This is a genomic window from Flavobacterium agricola (assembly GCF_025919725.1).
Classification (GTDB): Bacteria; Bacteroidota; Bacteroidia; order Flavobacteriales; family Flavobacteriaceae; genus Flavobacterium; species Flavobacterium agricola.
Genome location: NZ_CP081495.1, coordinates 1,166,113 through 1,183,129, shown reverse-complemented (window position 1 = coordinate 1,183,129; position 17,017 = coordinate 1,166,113). Strand labels below are relative to the sequence as shown.

Here is a 17,017-nt window from a genome sequence, read left to right as displayed (position 1 = left end):
TTTGTAGCCAATTTATATTAAAATGATAGAAATAGGTAAATTTAACGTATTACGAATTGCACGTGCTACTAATGTTGGGTTATTTTTAACCAATGGTACCGAAGACGTGTTATTACCTACCAAATACGTACCCGAAACATACGAATTAGATGCTGAAATTGAAGTTTTTGTTTACTTGGATCATGAAGAACGTCCGGTTGCAACAACTTTAGAACCTTATATTTATTTAAACGAATTTGCTTTATTAAAAGTTAATTATACCAATCAATTTGGTGCCTTTTTAGATTGGGGGTTAGAAAAAGATTTGTTTGTTCCGTTTAAAGAGCAAGCGCGCCCAATGCAAAACGGTAAGCGCTATTTGGTTTACATGTACATGGACGAAAAAACCAAACGTTTAGTTGCTTCTAGCCGTACCAATAAATTTTTAAGCAATGATAACATTGAGTTAGAAAATGGTGAAGAAGTAGATTTAATCGTTTCACACATTACCGAAGCCGGAATTAATGTTATTATTAATGAAAAGTACAAGGGCTTGATGTATAAAAACGAAGTTTTTGAAGATTTAAGAACCGGCGATCGTATTATTGGTTTTATTAAAAATATCCGACCAGACGGAAAAATTGATGTTTCTCGTAAAAAAATAGGCGTAGAAGCTATAGAACCTGATGCTGAATTTATTTTAAACGAATTAAAAGCAAATAAAGGCTTTTTAGGGCTGAATGATGATTCGCATCCAGAAGAAATTAAAACTGTTTTACAAATGAGTAAAAAAAGTTTTAAAAGGGCAGTAGGTGCACTTTACAAACAAAAATTAATAAGCATATCTGAACAAGGTATTCATTTAGTATAAAAAAAGCTATCCAATTTTGGATAGCTTTTTTTTATTTCTGATTGGCTAATTTTTCAAGCCCTTTTCTGTCTAATAATGCAATTTTTTTGCCTTTAATTTCAATCAAACCTTGTTTGTTAAATTCAGATAATAAACGGATGCAGCTTTCTGTTGCTGTACCAATCATTCCAGCTAATTCCTCGCGCGATAATTGTACGCGTAGCGTATCATCGTAATCACAATCAAAAACTTCTTCTAAATAAAGCAAAGCACCAGCTAATCTTTCTTTAACTGATTTTTGAGCCATAGAAACCGACAAATCATCTGCTTCTTTTAAATCAGCACAAATATCTTTCATAACGTTTAATGAAAACTGATTGTTTTGTGTAAAAAAGCTTAATATTTCTGATTTTGGTATAAAGCAAACTTCCATATCTTCAACAGCTACTGCGCTTAAATTGGCAGATTCTTCACTAATCATAGAACGTTGTCCTAGTAATTCACCCGGACGTATAAATTTTATAATCTGATCTTTACCTGTTGGGCTAAGTTTAGAAAGTTTACAAACTCCTTCTTTAATACAATAAATTCCGGTTGATGTATCGCCTTCTTCAAAAATAGGTTGTCCCTTTTTTATGGTCATCGAACTTTTACATGCAGCCAAACGCAGTAATTCCTCCTTGTTTAAGGCTTTTAAGGAACTAAATTGTCTGACGATACATTGTTGGCAGTTTCCCATAATTTCTCTGTTTATTTTACAAATATATTAAAATTTCGTGTTAAAATCTTATAAAAAAATATGTTAATTTTTTTGATAATTGTCATATCTTAGAAAGATAAAAAATGTAACTTTTGCAAAAGCAAAATCAGAACCTATATTATGAGTGAACAAAATTGTTACCATTGCGGTACACAAATTATTAAAGCCGAAGAAATTATATTTGACCAAAAGCATTTTTGTTGCTCCGGATGTAAAACCGTTTACGAAATTTTTTCTGAAAACAATCTTACCTCGTATTACGAATTAGAAAAAGCTCCTGGAGCAACACCAACCAACCAGCAAAAGTTTGATTTTTTAGATAACGATCAAATTGTAGAAAAACTTTTATCATTTAACGAAGGCGATCAGGCCATTGTTAATTTAAATATCCCGCATATCCATTGCAGCTCTTGCATATGGATTTTAGAAAACTTGAATAAGTTAGATGCTGGTGTTGTAAAATCGCAAGTTAACTTTCACGATAAAAAAGTTCAAATTTATTTTTCCAAGCAAAAAACATCATTAAAACAAATTGTACAACTTTTAGCTAAAATTGGTTACGAGCCGTATATATCATTAGAAAATTATGATACAAAAACGCGCCAAGTAGATCGAAGTTTAATTTACAAAGTTGGTGTTGCCTTTTTTAGTTTTGGTAACGTTATGTTGCTTTCGTTCCCTGAATATTTTGAGGTGAATGAATTTTGGATTGATCAGTATAAAGATTTTTTTAGATGGCTGATTTTTATTATTGCCATGCCTTCGTTTTTATATTCGGGCTGGGGATATTACGAGGCAGCTTACAAAAGCATTAAAAACGGCAGGTTGAATATTGAGGTTCCTATGGCGCTGGGCTTAATTGTAATGTTTTTACGCAGTACGTATGATATTGTTTTTGATCAAGGCCAAGGTTTTTTTGACTCGTTATGTTCGTTAATTTTCTTTATGCTTTTAGGAAAACTTTTTCAGCAAAAAACCTATAGCTTTTTATCTTTTGAACGCGATTATAAATCGTATTTTCCGATTGCTGTTACCAAACTTTTGGGTAAAGAAGAAGTTCCTACTCAAATTTACGAACTTAAAAAAGGCGATCGTATTTTAATCCGAAATCAAGAATTGGTTCCGGTAGATGGTATTTTAATTTCTCCCTTGGCAGCCATCGATTATTCGTTTGTAACGGGCGAAGAAAATCCGGTTGAAAAATTCTCGGGCGATAAAATTTTTGCTGGAGGTAAGTTAGTTGGTTCAACTTTAGAATTAGAAGTGATTAACGAAGTTTCTCAATCGTATTTAACACAGCTTTGGAGCAATGAAGCGTTTGAAAAAGATAATGCAACTTATCAAACTTTAATTAATAAAGTAAGCCAATATTTTACACCGGCATTGCTTATTTTGGCTGTGTTAGCTTTTGTTTATTGGAGCTTTATTAACATGAATACTGCTTTTAATGTTTTTACAGCCATTTTAATTGTTGCTTGTCCGTGTGCTTTAGCGCTTTCTACGCCATTTACCATGGGTAACGTGCTTCGTATTTTAGGGAAACATAAGTTTTATTTAAAAAACGCACAAGTTGTTGAACAAATTGCTCAGATTAATACCATTGTTTTTGATAAAACGGGAACTATAACATCCAATCAAGATACCAAAATTACCTATCACGGCACAGCATTAAGCGATCAGGAATTAATCGCTGTTAAATCAACTGTTCGCTCATCCAATCACCCATTAAGCCGCAAATTGTACAATTTTTTAAATGGAATCGAGGTTTTAAAACTTTCTGATTTTAATGAAGTTGTAGGTGGGGGTGTAATTGGTTCGTTAAACAAGCAAACTATTTATGTTGGTTCGGCAAAGTTTGTTGAACAACAGAATCCTGCAACGGTAAATAAAACCGTTATTTATATTAAAATTGATCAGGAAATAAAAGGATATTACGAGTTTACTAATATTTACAGAAACGGTGTTTCTGATCTTTTTAATACGTTACAACAAAATTATAAGCTTGCAATTTTATCTGGCGATAACGATGGTGAACGTGCTGCTTTAGAACGCATTTTGCCTCAAAATACAACCATGCTGTTTAATCAATCGCCTAATGATAAGCTAGAATATATTGCCAATTTACAAAAACAGCACAAGCAAGTAATGATGGTAGGCGATGGGCTTAATGATTCGGGGGCTTTAGCCAAAAGTAATGTCGGAATTGCTATCTCAGAAAATATTAATGTTTTCTCACCCGCTTGTGATGCTATTTTAGATGCGTCGGTTTTTTCAAAAATTTCAAAATACTTGTTGTTCTGTAAAAAAGCCATTTCAACCATAAAAGTAAGCTTTGGTTTGTCTTTAACTTACAATGTTATTGGGTTAACCTTTGCTTGTATGGGCTTACTTTCGCCATTGGTTGCAGCTATTATTATGCCTGTGTCAACCGTTACTATTATTGGGTTTGTAACCTTAGCAACAAACTACAAAGCATATAAATTAAAACTTTAAGTAAAATTTGTTAAAATTCTTAACAAAAAGGCACAATAAAATGTTGTATTGCATGTTATAGTAGTTGATGTAAATAGGTAAAATCGGGCTGTTTTTTTATCTCTTTTTTATTTCGAATTTACCGCGTATTAGTTGATAAATATCATATTTATGTCACCTGTTAGATAGTATATTTGAATTGTTAAATAAGATTAAGATGAGTGTTATTTATGTGTTAATAAGTATTAGTATAGGTGTTGCAGCATTTTTTTTATATGCCTTTATTAAAGCTGTCCGAAGTGGGCAATTAGATGATGATTATACGCCTTCAGTACGCATGTTATTTGACGACGAACTTATAAAAGAAGAAGAAATAAAACCTGAAAACAAATAGAAACTAAAATTAATTATGGAAGTACAACAATTTTATTACGACAACAAAATTGTAAAGAAATTCTTATACGCGTCGATTTTGTTTGGGGTAGTAGGTATGTCGGTTGGTATGTTACTGGCTCTCATGTTTATGTTCCCGAATTTAACTGACGGAATTTCTTGGCTAAGTTTTGGTCGTTTAAGACCGCTGCATACTAATGCTGTGATCTTTGCCTTTGTAGGTAACGCAATTTTTGCTGGGGTATATTATTCAATGCAGCGTTTGTTAAAAACGCGTATGTATAGTAATGTACTATCTAATATTCACTTTTGGGGCTGGCAATTAATTATTGTTGCTGCTGCAATTTCTTTACCCCTAGGTATTACTACATCTAAAGAATATGCCGAGTTAGAATGGCCTATTGATATTGCTATCGCAGTAATTTGGGTTATTTTTGGTATCAACATGATTATGACGATTTTAAGAAGAAGAGAGCGTCACTTGTATGTTGCCATTTGGTTCTACTTAGCAACTTTTGTTACCGTAGCAGTATTACACATTTTTAATAGTTTAGAATTACCTGTTAGTATGGTAAAATCATACTCAGTTTATGCAGGGGTTCAAGATGCATTAGTACAGTGGTGGTACGGACATAACGCGGTAGCTTTCTTTTTAACTACGCCATTCTTAGGTTTAATGTACTATTTTGTTCCTAAGGCTGCAAACAGACCAATTTATTCGTACCGATTATCAATTGTTCACTTTTGGTCATTAATCTTCATTTACATTTGGGCAGGACCTCACCATTTATTATACCAAGCTTTACCAGATTGGGCTCAAAACTTAGGAGTTGTATTTTCAGTTATGTTAATTGCACCATCTTGGGGTGGTATGATTAACGGATTGTTAACGTTACGTGGTGTTTGGGATAAAGTTCGTGTAGAACCTGTTTTAAAATTCTTCGTAGTTGCAATTACCGGATATGGTATGGCAACTTTTGAAGGACCAATGTTATCTTTAAAAAACGTAAATGCAATTGCCCACTTTACAGACTGGATTATTGCTCACGTGCACGTAGGTGCTTTAGCATGGAATGGTTTCTTAGCGTTTGGTATGTTTTATTGGTTAGTACCAAGAATGACAAAAACCGAATTATATTCTAGATCATTAGCTAACTTTCACTTCTGGATCGGTACTTTAGGTATTGTTTTATACGCTGTTCCTTTATATGTTGCTGGGTTTAACCAAGCTTTAATGTGGAAACAATTTAATCCAGATGGTACATTAGTTTACGGTAACTTTTTAGAAACCGTTACGCAAATTATGCCAATGTATTGGATGCGTGCAGTTGGTGGTGCCTTATATTTAATTGGATTACTAACTTTAGTTTATAACATCATCCAAACAATTCGTGTAGGTAGCCCGATTGAAGATGAATTAGCAGAAGCACCAGCTTTAACAGCACTTTCTAACAAACGTCAAAAAGGTGAAAAATGGCATACATGGATTGAGCGTCGTCCTATTCAGTTAACTGTTTTAGCTACTATAGCAATCCTAATTGGTGGAGTTATTGAAATTGTGCCTATGATTGTTGTAAAATCTAATATTCCAACCATATCATCAGTAAAACCATATTCACCTTTAGAATTAGAAGGTAGAGATATTTACATTCGTGAAGGTTGTGTGGGCTGTCACTCGCAAATGATTCGTCCATTCCGTTCAGAAGTTGCACGTTATGGTGAATATTCTAAATCAGGAGAATATGTGTACGATCACCCGTTCTTATGGGGTTCTAAACGTACCGGTCCAGATTTAATGCGAATTGGTGGTAAATATAATGACAACTGGCATTATAATCACATGTGGGATCCGCAAAGTACATCAGCAGGTTCAATCATGCCAGGTTACAAATGGTTATATGATAACAAACCAGCAGATTATTCTAAGATTCGCAAAAAAATGGAAGTTATGGCTGTGTTAGGCGTGCCTTATACAGATTCAGATATTGCTAATGCACCAGAAAGCATCGCAAAACAATCACAAATGATTGAAGACAACTTACGTAACGATCCTGATTTTGTGAAAAGTGATGAAAACAGCCGTGCAAAAGCAGAAGCTAACGGAAAAACCTACGTACCAATTAAAGACCGTGAAATCATTGCTTTAATTGCTTACTTACAACGTTTAGGTACCGACATTAAAGTTAAAACAGCAGATGCATCAAATAATTAATGTAATCTTATGCTAAAATTTATAAAACATAACATGGAGACGATATTGGGTATTGAGATTTACCCAATTATCTCCCTCATTATTTTCTTTACCTTTTTTGTTGGATTAGGCATTTGGGTGTTCACATACAAAAAAGATAAGATAAAAGAGTTAAGTAATATACCTTTAGAGGATGATTGTGTTATCAAATCTGAAAAAAAATAGTTATGAAAAAATTTTTTCCACCATATGTAAGGGTTCCATTATTATTTGTGCTTTTTTACTTTGCTGTAGAATACACAATTGATTCCGGAAATCAGCCCGCATTTGTTAAGTATCCCATAGTATTATTATTATACGGATTCTTCTTTTTAACCTTAATCGCAGTTGAAGCGCTTGTAAGCGCAACCAACAAATTGTTAAATAGATTATTAACTCCAGAACAACGTGCTGCTCAGGAGCTTGAAGATAATAAACCACTGTCAGAAGCTCAATGGTATAAAAAATTAATGGCTCGCTTAACCCGTTCAAAATCTATTGAAGAAGAAGGAACCATTGTTTTAGATCATGATTACGACGGTATTAAAGAGTTAGATAACGATTTACCACCATGGTGGACCGCGTTATTTTACCTAACCGCAATTTTTGGAGTTGTTTACTTAGTTAAGTATGAAGTTTTAGGTTACGACAACCAAGATCAAGAATATGTTAAAGAAGTAGCTAAAGCTGAAGAACAAATTGCCATTTACAATTTAACTGCACCAGATAAAACCAGTGTAGATAACGTAAAATTACTTACCGATCCAAGTGATCTTGCTAAAGGTAAAGCTATTTACGAAACCAATTGTATTGCATGTCACCGTCCAGACGGTGGAGGGTCAATTGGTCCAAACTTAACAGATAATTATTGGATTTTAGGTGGTAGCGTTCAAGATGTTTTCCATACCATTATGGAAGGTGGACGTGCCGGAAAAGGAATGATTCCTTGGAAAGATCAAATAAAACCAGCAGATATCGAAAAAGTTACAAGTTACGTTCTTAGCTTAGTGGGCACTAATCCTGCTGATCCAAAAGCACCAGAAGGTGATTTGTACGTATCCGAAACAACAGCAACAACTTCTAACGAAACCGAAGTTACTGAAACAGTGGTGGAAGAAGAAGGTGTTACGCCATAAAAAATTTTTAATCAACCTGCCCAAATGATTTTTCATTTGGGCAGGTTTAAAATAAATATATATGTCTGATCCAAATGACGAAAGCTTTAGAGATAGTATTTCCACTATCGACGAGCAAGGAAAAAGGGTTTGGATTTATCCTAAAAAACCAAAAGGTAAATTGTACGATTGGCGTAAAATTTTATCTTACATTTTTTTAGTTATATTACTTACCTGTCCATTTATTAAAATAAATGGGAATCAATTTTTATTATTCAACTTCGTAGAACGTAAGTTTTCTATTTTCGGATTTCCTTTCTGGCCGCAAGATTTTTATTTGGTAGTTATTTTAATGATTACCGGCGTAATTGGTTTAGCCTTATTTACGGTTGCCTTTGGCAGAATTTTTTGCGGGTGGATCTGTCCACAAACCATATTCATGGAAATGGTTTTTAGACGTGTAGAATATTGGGTAGAAGGCGACCGAAATGCTCAAATTCGTTTAAGCAAACAAAAATGGGATGCCGAAAAAATCCGAAAAAAAGCAACCAAATGGTTTATCTTTTTTATTATTTCATTCGTTATTGCCAATGTATTTTTAGCCTACATTATTGGATCTGATTCTGTACTAGCTATGGTAAAAACTGGGCCAGCTGAGAATGTATCAACCTTTGTTGGGTTATTAATTTTCACCGGTGTTTTTTATTTTATTTTTGGCTGGTTTAGAGAACAAGTTTGTATTATCGCTTGTCCTTACGGGCGTTTGCAAGGCGTGTTATTAGACGATAAAAGTATTGTTGTAGCATACGATTATGTTCGTGGCGAAGGCGATGCCGGACGCGGAAGAATTAAAAAAGGTGAAGATCGAAAAGAATCGGGTAAAGGCGACTGTATTGATTGTAAGCTTTGTGTGCACGTTTGTCCAACCGGAATCGATATTCGCAACGGTACGCAGTTAGAATGCGTAAACTGTACCGCTTGTATTGACGAATGTAATACCGTAATGGATTCGGTAGGATATCCACGCGGATTAATTCGTTATGCATCCGAATCAGAAATTGCAAAAAAAGAAAAATTTGTTTTCACCCCACGTATGAAAGGTTACGTTGCCATTTTAGTAATTCTAATTGGTACATTAATTGGAACCTTATTTTTACGTAGTAATGTAGAGGCAACTGTTTTACGTTTACCAGGTCAACTTTACGAGCACAAAGGCGATAATATTTCTAATATTTACACCTTTAAAATGGTAAACAAAACCAATGACGAATACAAAAACATCGATTTAAAATTAGGCAACATTAAAGGAACCATTCAATTGGTCGGAAACGAGCATCCAACCGTTCCAAAACAGGGCCTAATTCAAGGAACGTTGTTTATTGAAATTAATGAAAATCTATTAGAAACTGAAAAAACGCAGGTTGTAATAGAAGTTTATAGCGATGGACGATTGATAGAAACAACCAAAACTAACTTTTTAAGTCCGCGAACGTTTAATTAAGTAAAAATCGAAAATTATGAAATTTAATTGGGGAACTGGTATTGTAATTGCCTTTGGTTTATTTATGGCCTTTATATTGCAATACGTGTATAAGGTACAATCCGATCCGTATTACAATTACGAAATGGTCACCGAAGATTATTATAAAAAAGAATTAAACGTTAACGGCGAACGCGAGCGTAAAAGCATGGCAAACTTGTTAAAAAATCCGGTACAAATTATTGATACCGAACAAGGAGTTGTAGTTACATTTCCAACCGATTTTGATGCAAAAAATATTACCGGAACTGTAACTATGTACCGTCCGTCAAACGAAAAGTTAGATTTTGAATTTCCATTACAACTCGAAACCAACCATTTATTAATTCCAAAAAACAAACTAGAAAAAGGCGTTTGGGACATATCGGTAGATTGGCAATACCAATCCAACCAATATTTAAACCAACAAACCCTACAAGTAAAATAATATGATTATAGGAGCATTTTTGTTAGGTTTAATTAGCAGTTTGCACTGCGTAGGTATGTGCGGCCCAATTGCCCTTATGCTCCCGGTAAATCGTAGTTCACAGCTTAAAAAATTCACTCAAATTGCCTTGTATAATATTGGGCGCATAACAACTTATACGTTTTTAGGTGTTGTATTTGGCTTGTTTGGTAAAGGTCTTTTTTTAGCAGGTGCGCAACAAAACCTATCTATTGTTTTAGGAATTTTAATGATATTGGTTGCTGTAATTTCGGAAAAAAGCTTTGCACAAATTAACTTCTCAAAACCAATCAATCGGTTTTTTAGTCAAATAAAAAGCAAGCTGGGTAAGCAATTCAAAAATAAATCTAACGGATCTATTTTTTTAATAGGCATCTTAAACGGTTTTTTACCTTGCGCCTTAGTTTATGTAGCTTTATTTGGAGCTATATCATTGCAAAACGTAAGTTTAGGCGCAACTTATATGTTTTGTTACGGATTAGGAACCGTGCCGTTAATGAGCTTGGTTGTGCTGTTCTCAGTCAACATTCAAAAACTCACTCGTGGCAAATGGCAAAAAGCAATTCCTATTTTTATTATCTTGTTGGGTGCGTTATTTATTATTCGCGGTTTAGGGCTTTCCATTCCGTTTGTATCACCCAGCATCATGAATTTAATGATCGGTGCCGACGTGCATTGCTAATAAAACAAAATCCCTCAAATATTTGAGGGGTTTTTTATTTTGGGCGCTTCCACGCAAAAATGCAAGCATTTTTTTCTGGTCGGGCTTTTCGCGCTCGCTTGGGTATAAACCCAAGCTCAAACAACGCTGCAATCCCTAGCGCGCTAGCGCAAAGTTGTTAACCTTCTCGAAACTGCGTGGGCGTAATTTTTGTTTGACTTTTAAAAAAGTTTGAAAAATAAGCATGATCTACAAATCCTAACTCAAAAGCAATTTCTTTAATCGTTAAATCGGTAGATTGTAACAAACGCTTGGCTTCTAAAACTACGCGTTTTTGTATCAATTGCGTGGCTGATATTTTTAAATGCTTTTTGCATAAAATGTTTAAATAATTAGCCGAAATATGAAGTTTTTCAGCATAAAAAGCCACAAATTTTTCTTCTTTAAAGTGCTTGTCAATTAACGAATTAAATTTTGCCAATCTGGGGTTAGCCTGAAAAATTTTAGCATCTTTAAATAAGTTCTCCGCTTCCTTACTTACCACGGCAGCAATTACCGAAGCGCGCGCATAAATAACATCTTGCAACGGATTTTTGGTTTCTATTTCATTTTTAATCGATTCAAATTCATATTTTAATAACTCAAAACTTGAATCAGATAAAGCAATCGAAGGATTGTTTATGTAATTTGTAACAGAAAAACGCAAATATGGCGAAAAACGTTCAAAAAAAACCTGATCAATCATCAACTGATAACCTTTAGAATCTTCTTCAATGTGCCATTCATGCACTTGCCCCGGAAACAATACATGTACTTGTTTGCTGGCTATTTCATATTCTATAAAATCTATTTTATGCTTTCCTTGGGCTTGCTCAAATAAAACAATAATAAAAAAGTCGTGTTTGTGCGGTTTATCAATATGTTTTTCTCCCTGAATTACATTATATAGTAATTCGTTATTGCTGGTTGTATGTTTTTCTACAAATTCATCAATGCTAATAACCGGAAAATCCATCTTTTTCTTTTAAAGATAAAAAAATAACATCATTAATTAAAACAAGTTTTAATTAATGATGTTATCAGAACCAAAAAATTATGAAAAAATATCTTTAGTTTGGCATAGCATGATTAGTTGGTGTGTGAACAATGTCATAATACACCGATTTGTCTGCTTCGTTAGGATAAATTCTGTACGTAAATTCATCTTTAGTTAACACTGTAATATCTACCACGCGTGTAAATAAAGTTTCACCTGCATCATTTTTAGCAACAATTGTTCTTGTTTTACCATCTGGTGAAACAGTCCAATCTCCTTGCATTTTTGGAGAATCATCTAAATTGAACATTACAAAGGTTCCGTCTATATTAAAATAAGCAAAACCAACAAAGTTAATAACATTAGCATCTTCTAAATCAACGTTTTCCCCAAGGTTGTTAACTGCATTTGTAGTTTCCCACGGTGTGCTCGCTAAAATTTGGCTTGGCGTTAATGGAGCTGGAATTGGATGATTAGTTGGTGTGTGAACAATATCATAATACACCGATTTATCCGATTCGTTTGGATAAATTCTGTATGTAAATTCATCTTTAGTTAACACCGTAATATCCACTACGCGTGTAAATAAAGTTTCACCTGCATCATTTTTAGCAACAATTGTTCTTGTTTTTCCATCTGGCGAAACAGACCAATCACCTTGCATTTTTGGAGAATCGTCTAAATTGAACATTACAAAGGTTCCGTCTATGTTAAAATAAGCAAAACCAACAAAGTTGTTTACGTTCGCATCGCTTAAATCAACGTTTTCCCCAAGATTGTTTAATGCATTTGTAGTTTCCCAAGGTGTGCTCGCTAAAATTTGACTTGGCGTTAATACCTCTGGAATTGGATGATTAGTTGGTGTGTGAATAATGTCGTAATACACCGATTTATCCGATTCGTTAGGATAAATTCTGTACGTAAATTCATCTTTAGTTAGCACCGTAATATCTACCACGCGTGTAAATAAAGTTTCACCTGCATCATTTTTAGCCGTAATTGTTCTTGTTTTACCATCTGGCGAAACAGACCAATCCCCTTGCATTTTTGGCGAATCATCTAAATTGAACATTACAAAGGTTCCGTCTATATTAAAATAAGCAAAACCAACAAAATTGATCACATTTTCATTGTTCAATGGTACATCTTCACCATTATTGTTTTTTGCGTTAGTAGTTTCCCACGGTGTACTTGCTAAAACTTCGCTAGGAGTTAACGTTACAGCTGCTGATGAGTTATCATCGTTGCTGCAATTGTAGAATAACACAGACACAAATAACAATAATAGCGTAGAAATTGAATTTTTAAAATTTCTCATAATTATGAATTAATATTATTTTTACAAATTAAAATGTTATTTGTGTCCTGGTTGTTGTGTTATTTATCCTATTTGTTGAATTATTTATTCACGTTTGTTAATATTTCTATAATTTTTGTTTGGCGTTTTGCTTTAGCATGTTCTAAAGCTGTAACACCGCTTCGGTCACCAATAGAAATATCAGAACCATTTTCGATTAAAATATTTACAATTTCTTGATAATTTTTAGATCCGTCACCTAAAATTACAGCTTCTAGCAATCCGGTCCAGCCTAAACGATTAATATGATCAATCGGATAATTTGGTGTTGTAGCTAAAACGCGAACCGTTTCTACATGCCCACGTTCGCAAGCAGGAATTAACGCAGAACCGTAGTAGCGATTAAATACATCAAAACGAGCGCCGTTAGCTAAATAAAGTTTAACCAATTCGGTTTGTCCGCTGGCACCAGCATATAAAAAGGCAGAATCTAAGTTTTTAGCTTGCATATTTACATCAGCACCATGTTCAACCAATAATTTAGCCATAGCAGTATTGCTATTTAAGGTTGCAAGTAACAATAAGTTTCGGTTCTGATTATCTGTTGTATTTACATTTGCGCCTGCTTCAAGCGCTTCTTTAACGCCATTTATATTGTTCGCGTTAACCAATTCAATAATATTTTTTGCATTCATATCTGTTGGGGTTGTTGATGCATCACACGAACTTAATATCGCGATTAAGCATATCATTAATACATTTTTCATACTATTTTATTTAAATTTTACTTATACAAAGTTATTTATAATGTTTGTTTTTTATCTTGTATAATAACTGCGATATGTTGTAAAATCTATTACTTGTATAAGTTAAATGCTTGTTTTTACAACATTTAAGGCGATGTATAAATTTTTCAAGTCATGTAATAAATGTTACAGCGCTTGTTTGTATTGGGTTCACTAATTTTGTTAAAAAATTACAAGTATGGAAAATAAAGGAATATCTAGAAAAGATTTTTTAAGAAAATCAGGATTAGGAATTATAGGATTAAACTTTGGAACTATGTTTGCCGCAGGACAAACAAGCTTTCCTGCTGAATTAGATTTGTTACAAAGCAAACCTACTAAAAATGCGTATCAATTAAAAAACGTATTGCTAGAGACAGGTTTTATATACGATAATGAAGGAAATGTAATACATACCAAAACCGATTTGTTTACCATTTCTATAGCAAACGGAGTAATAACGGCTGTAGATGCAAATCAACCCAATAATGCTCAAGCTATTGATATGAAAGGTTTGTTAATGTTGCCGTCTTTTAAAGACATGCACATTCATTTAGATAAAACATATTACGGTGGATCTTGGCAAGCGAAAAACAGAACAAAAGCTGGTGTTAAAGGCATGATTGCTTTTGAACAAGATTTGTTACCAAGCATTGAAGATCAAACCCAATACAGAGCCGAAAAAATTATGGAATTGCTGCAAAAAAACGGTACATCAATTACCCGCAGCCATGTTAATATTGAACCAACTTCTAAACTTCGCGGTTTAGATGAAGTTTTAAAAGTTTTAGATAAGAAAAAAGATAATTTTTCTGCCGAAATTGTTGCCTTTCCACAACACGGCGTTTATTATACCGATTCGGTACCGTATTTGCGAGAAGCTGCAAAATTAAAAACGGTCGATTTTATTGGTGGGGTAGATCCGTACAGCATTGACGGAGCTATTGAAAAAACGGTCGATTTTACCGTACAACTGGCTTTAGATAACAATAAAGGCATTGATATACATTTACACGAAACCAACGAAGCTGGTTTAAAAACCGTAGAATATATTATTGATAAGGTAAACGAAAATCCAGCCTTAAAAAATAAAACCTTTTTAAGTCATTGTTTTATTTTAGGCAGATTAGAATCTAAAAAACAAGAAGAAATAGCTGCAAAATTAGGCGATGCCGGAATAGGAGTAATATCAACCATTCCGTTTGGTCGTTTAACCATGCCAATTCCTACTTTATACAAACACAATGTAACGGTTTATACCGGTAACGATAGCATTATGGACCATTGGGATTCATTCGGAACCGGAAACGTATTACAAAAAGCCAATTTAATGGCTCAATTATACGGATATAGCTCAGAATTTGATCTTTCTAGAAGTTTAAAAATTGCCACTGCAAATGTTTTACCTTTAAATGATAAAGGAGAGCAACAATGGCCTAAAAAGCAAGATGCTGCCAATTTAGTTTTTGTTGATGCAAGTTGTTCTGCCGAAGCAGTTGCTCGAATTTCCCCAGTAAAGCAACTCGTGCACCAAGGCAACTTTGTGGCAATTGATACATTTGCTTAACTAAAGTAACGCATTTATTTTATCCCTTTTATATATCTCTTTTAAAGCTTCAGAACTTAAGTTCTGAAGCTTTATTTTTTAAAATTTAGCAGTTTGTTAGCAAATTTAATCAACGTAAGTACTTATTTTTAAGTAAATTTAAAATTCAAACCCAATTACATGATTCCTACGCGACACAGCACTACAACAACTTCAGTTTTCTCAAGTTATTGGGAAAATCCTAAAAGTTATTTAAACACCATAAAATCAGCCAATATTAATTTATTGGCAGCCAATGCTATGGTGCCGTATTATTTTGAAGTAGATGATTTAGGAGATGCAGTTGCTGAAGAATATTTGGTTGAAATGGGATTTAGAGCCGGAATGGGGAAGTTGCATCAAATACTAAAAACGTACCCGTTGCATGTAGAAACATATTCTGAAAACACACAACGTTTTTTACAGCAAATTTTTCATATTCCAGATTGGTTGGATGCAGATTTATTGAACGAAGGAACTAATTTTTGTAACCGATCGGGTACTTCTGGTTTAGCAACTTTACGAAATTATAGCTTAATGGGCGGGTATGAATCGGCAGCCATAAACAAACCTTTAATTTTTACCGAAGCCTTAAAAAAGGTGCTGCTAAGCGCTTGGCAGATACGGTTGTTTTTTGGGTAAATGTTACGGGTAAAAATCAGTTACAGCGCAATCAAGCTGGATTTTATAACACCATCACCACACGGTTAATTCATTCGTACTCACGAATTATGATTTTAAAAGATCCGACTTGGGATAATTCTAAGTGGGGGAAACCTTTAAATTTATGGGATATGCAAGCTACCAATTTGGGTTTTTCTATTGCATTTATTGATGGATTAATAAAACTAGGCTTTAAACCTACCCAACAAGAAATTAACGGAACCTTACATTTATGGAAATATGTGGGTTATTTATTGGGTATTCCAGAACATTTGTTGGTAGATACCGAACAGCAAGCAGCTGATGCCCTTTATTTATGGAGCAAAACGCAAAAACAAGCCGATGCAGATTCTATTGCTTTAGCACAATCATTGTATTTAGAACCTAAAACGGTAAGTTTTACCAATTCAACGCTTTTAAAAAACTTTGTTTACCAAACCAATTTAGGATATAATAAGTTGATGCTAGGCAATCAAACTTGTACAACGTTACAAATTCCGAATAGCAAAGCTGTTTATTGGGTTAGGACAATAAAAAACATCAATAAAGCTATGCAAAAAATGGCTGATAGGTCGATCAGTTTTTATTCCAAAATGGTTCAGAAAGGATATCAAGAGCAAATTAAAGTTTGTGAGCTATATACTAAACCTACATAAAAAAACCTTACTGGTTAGCAGTAAGGTTTTTTATTGTAATTAATGTATGATTAATTTTTTATAAAATTATTTTCCAGCTACTACATTTCCTTTAATACGTAATGAAACGCGTCCATCAGGTACGTTCGTAGCATTCGTTTCTACGGTAATGGTTTTAGCAATTTTACCCGGAACCATGTTGTATTTTACATCAATTTTACCTGTTTTACCTGGCATAATCGGTTCTGTTGGTTTAGAAGGTACCGTACAACCGCAAGTAGATTGTACATGCTTAATAATTAAAGGTTTATTACCCGTGTTTGTAAATTCAAACGTGCGTAAGCCATCATCAACACCTTGTGTAACCGTACCGTAATCTACTGTGTTATCTTTGTCTTTAAATACAATTTCTTGTGCATAAGTACTTGCACTACAAGCAATAATTGCTACTATTCCCAATAATTTTTTCATGTTACTAAATTCTTAAAAGTTATATATACAACGTAAATTTAAACAGATTAATATAAAAAAGAATTACTTTTTTTAATTTATTTTAACATTGCAAATAACA

General features: G+C 33.7%; 17 protein-coding genes. 12 read left to right on the top strand and 5 right to left on the bottom strand.

Annotation, left to right across the window (positions count from 1 at the left end):
• Positions 1-22 precede the first annotated feature (22 nt).
• A complete protein-coding gene (locus K5I29_RS05895) occupies positions 23-850 on the top strand; it encodes a CvfB family protein (protein WP_264434977.1) in 828 nt (275 codons plus the stop codon).
• A 31-nt stretch (positions 851-881) separates the two neighbouring features.
• Here K5I29_RS05895 and K5I29_RS05890 read toward each other — a convergent pair whose 3' ends face one another.
• On the bottom strand, positions 882-1,568 hold the full coding sequence (locus K5I29_RS05890; protein ID WP_264434976.1) for a Crp/Fnr family transcriptional regulator: 687 nt from the start codon (positions 1,566-1,568) through the stop codon (positions 882-884).
• Positions 1,569-1,709: 141 nt separating this feature from the next.
• On the opposite strand from K5I29_RS05890, the gene K5I29_RS05885 reads away from it, so the two are divergent.
• The 8 genes from K5I29_RS05885 (at position 1,710) to K5I29_RS05850 (ending at position 10,466) form a co-directional block, all read left to right on the top strand.
• The gene (locus tag K5I29_RS05885) at positions 1,710-4,082 is read left to right on the top strand and encodes a heavy metal translocating P-type ATPase (RefSeq protein ID WP_264434975.1); all 2,373 of its coding nucleotides are present in this window, start codon (positions 1,710-1,712) and stop codon (positions 4,080-4,082) included.
• Positions 4,083-4,278: 196 nt separating this feature from the next.
• Positions 4,279-4,455 (top strand): cbb3-type cytochrome oxidase assembly protein CcoS, encoded by a 177-nt coding sequence (ccoS, locus tag K5I29_RS05880; RefSeq protein WP_264434974.1) that lies wholly within the window; start codon positions 4,279-4,281, stop codon positions 4,453-4,455.
• Positions 4,456-4,470: 15 nt separating this feature from the next.
• Positions 4,471-6,666, top strand: coding sequence for a cytochrome-c oxidase, cbb3-type subunit I (ccoN, locus tag K5I29_RS05875; RefSeq protein ID WP_264434973.1), 2,196 nt, complete (start codon positions 4,471-4,473; stop codon positions 6,664-6,666).
• Positions 6,667-6,675: 9 nt separating this feature from the next.
• Entirely contained in the window at positions 6,676-6,870 is a 195-nt protein-coding gene (locus K5I29_RS05870) for a cbb3-type cytochrome c oxidase subunit 3 (protein ID WP_264434972.1), read from the top strand.
• 2 nt (positions 6,871-6,872) lie between these two features.
• Entirely contained in the window at positions 6,873-7,820 is a 948-nt protein-coding gene (locus K5I29_RS05865; protein ID WP_264434971.1) for a cbb3-type cytochrome c oxidase N-terminal domain-containing protein, read from the top strand.
• A 61-nt stretch (positions 7,821-7,881) separates the two neighbouring features.
• On the top strand, positions 7,882-9,300 hold the full coding sequence (gene ccoG / locus K5I29_RS05860; protein ID WP_264434970.1) for a cytochrome c oxidase accessory protein CcoG: 1,419 nt from the start codon (positions 7,882-7,884) through the stop codon (positions 9,298-9,300).
• A 16-nt stretch (positions 9,301-9,316) separates the two neighbouring features.
• Positions 9,317-9,766, top strand: coding sequence for a FixH family protein (locus tag K5I29_RS05855; protein WP_264434969.1), 450 nt, complete (start codon positions 9,317-9,319; stop codon positions 9,764-9,766).
• Between the two features lies 1 nt (position 9,767).
• A complete protein-coding gene (locus K5I29_RS05850) occupies positions 9,768-10,466 on the top strand; it encodes a sulfite exporter TauE/SafE family protein (RefSeq protein WP_264434968.1) in 699 nt (232 codons plus the stop codon).
• A 157-nt stretch (positions 10,467-10,623) separates the two neighbouring features.
• On the opposite strand, the gene K5I29_RS05845 is transcribed toward K5I29_RS05850, so the two are convergent.
• The 3 genes from K5I29_RS05845 to K5I29_RS05835 all read right to left on the bottom strand — a co-directional run bounded on the left by K5I29_RS05845 (position 10,624) and on the right by K5I29_RS05835 (position 13,545).
• Entirely contained in the window at positions 10,624-11,460 is an 837-nt protein-coding gene (locus K5I29_RS05845; protein WP_264434967.1) for a helix-turn-helix domain-containing protein, read from the bottom strand.
• Between the two features lie 94 nt (positions 11,461-11,554).
• Entirely contained in the window at positions 11,555-12,799 is a 1,245-nt protein-coding gene (locus K5I29_RS05840; protein ID WP_264434965.1) for a DUF4822 domain-containing protein, read from the bottom strand.
• An 80-nt stretch (positions 12,800-12,879) separates the two neighbouring features.
• Positions 12,880-13,545 carry an ankyrin repeat domain-containing protein gene (locus tag K5I29_RS05835; protein WP_264434964.1) on the bottom strand — a complete coding sequence of 222 codons (666 nt, stop codon included), beginning with the start codon at positions 13,543-13,545 and terminating at the stop codon, positions 12,880-12,882.
• A 217-nt stretch (positions 13,546-13,762) separates the two neighbouring features.
• Between K5I29_RS05835 and K5I29_RS05830 the strand changes: the two genes are divergently transcribed.
• The 3 genes from K5I29_RS05830 (at position 13,763) to K5I29_RS05820 (ending at position 16,467) form a co-directional block, all read left to right on the top strand.
• On the top strand, positions 13,763-15,130 hold the full coding sequence (locus tag K5I29_RS05830; RefSeq protein WP_264434963.1) for an amidohydrolase: 1,368 nt from the start codon (positions 13,763-13,765) through the stop codon (positions 15,128-15,130).
• A 159-nt stretch (positions 15,131-15,289) separates the two neighbouring features.
• Positions 15,290-15,790, top strand: coding sequence for a hypothetical protein (locus tag K5I29_RS05825; RefSeq protein WP_264434962.1), 501 nt, complete (start codon positions 15,290-15,292; stop codon positions 15,788-15,790).
• Positions 15,763-16,467, top strand: coding sequence for an oxygenase MpaB family protein (locus tag K5I29_RS05820; RefSeq protein WP_264434961.1), 705 nt, complete (start codon positions 15,763-15,765; stop codon positions 16,465-16,467). The genes K5I29_RS05825 and K5I29_RS05820 overlap by 28 nt, the downstream gene beginning before the upstream one ends.
• A gap of 66 nt (positions 16,468-16,533) precedes the next feature.
• On the opposite strand, the gene K5I29_RS05815 is transcribed toward K5I29_RS05820, so the two are convergent.
• Positions 16,534-16,917: a DUF1573 domain-containing protein gene (locus tag K5I29_RS05815; RefSeq protein ID WP_264434960.1), complete on the bottom strand. Its 384-nt coding sequence runs from the start codon at positions 16,915-16,917 to the stop codon at positions 16,534-16,536.
• Positions 16,918-17,017 lie beyond the last annotated feature (100 nt).